The 1,469-nt window shown below is 54.1% G+C and carries 1 pseudogene; it reads right to left on the bottom strand.

From position 1 onward, the window contains the following. Positions 1–172 precede the first annotated feature (172 nt). Positions 173–1,335, bottom strand: a pseudogene (locus tag PG881_RS23835) (IS3 family transposase). Between the last annotated feature and the right edge of the window lie 134 nt (positions 1,336–1,469).

The raw sequence follows: 1,469 nt of genomic DNA, 5'->3' as shown, positions 1-1,469 counted from the left end.
CTCATGATGAACCCTGTTCCATGGCTCCAGATGACAAACATGATCTCATATCAGGGACTTGTTCGCACCTTCCCTAATACATCCAGTCTCTGCATTTTAACATGTTGAGCACCATATAATGCTGCTTCTCTGGCTGCCTTAATTAACTGTTCTTCAGTGTAAAGTGTAGTGGTCAACTAAATTCGGACACTCGGTTAGGCCGATTTTCGGCTTCTGCTGGCGGTACCCCGTCATTGTATTGATGCGGACGCCGCCAGTTGTAGTAATCCATTAGGTAATAACTGATATCTCGCTTCGCTTCTCGCAGGCTCATGTACCCCGTGGTCGGAAGCCATTCCGTCTTGAGGCTCCTGAACAGCCGCTCCATTGGCGCGTTATCCCAGCAGTTGCCACGCCGACTCATGCTCTGTGTCATGCGATAGCGCCACAGCCGTTGCCGAAATGCCCGACTGCCGTATTGGCTCCCCTGGTCGGAGTGAAACAACACACCGGACGGACAACCCCATTGCTGATACGCCATCTCGAGCGCTTTCACGGCCAAGTCAGCATCAGGTCTGCCAGACATCGCCCAGCCCACGACCCGTCTGGTGTGGAGGTCGAGCACCGCGGCTAGGTAATGCCAGCGGCCACCCGCCCACACGTAAGTAATATCGCCACGCCACACCTGATTGGGTTGCGGGGCAGCAAATTCACGCGCCGGCAGATTCGGGATATCCGGTCGCTCAGCCCGGGCGACCTTGTAGGCATGAGCGCCGGGTTGCTTGGACGCCAGCCCCGCGTCTTTCATCAGGCGACGCACCTTGAACCGGCCAATCTGATGCCCCAGCTCCCGCATCACCGACATCAAGGCCCGGCTGCCAGCTGAACCCCGACTCTCGTTGAACAGGCGTCGCAGCACACTTTTTTACTACACTTGTTCACGGTCAATGGTGCGGGTACGAGCCTGATAGTCGTAGAAACAGGAAGTTGGAATACCGAAAGCGCAACAGACCAGCGTGGTGGGGGTTTGCTCCCTTAATCGGTCTATCAGCGCAAACGTTCGAGTTCGTCCGCCATCAAGAGAGCTGTAGCCTTTTTTAGAATGGCTTTTTCACGTTCAAGTCGGTTGATACGGGCTTCCAGTTCCTGGATTTTCTACTGCTCTGGGGTCAGAGCCTTGCTGATAGGAGTGGTGCCAATTCGTTCGGATTGAAGCTGCTGAACCCATCGACGAAGCACGGTTTCGCCAACATCCAGTGAACGGCTGGCTTCGGAGACGGAATAGCCTTGGTAGAGCACCAAGGATGCGGCTTCGAGTTTGAATTCAGCAGTAAATGAGCGACGTAGTCTTGTCATTGAACACCTCTGATCATGGTGGCGACTGTACCACCTAAAATGGTGTCCGGGATGATTAGACTAGATTGGCCCCTTGAAGATCCAGACACTTCGCCCCTCTTAACTTAAGAGGTAGTCTTGGAGCTATGTTCAGT

Source organism: Aeromonas sp. QDB54, from assembly GCF_027707385.1.
Classification (GTDB): Bacteria; Pseudomonadota; Gammaproteobacteria; order Enterobacterales; family Aeromonadaceae; genus Aeromonas; species Aeromonas hydrophila.
The sequence above is the reverse complement of the archived record's forward strand: the minus strand, read 5'-3'. Positions and strand labels throughout refer to the sequence as shown.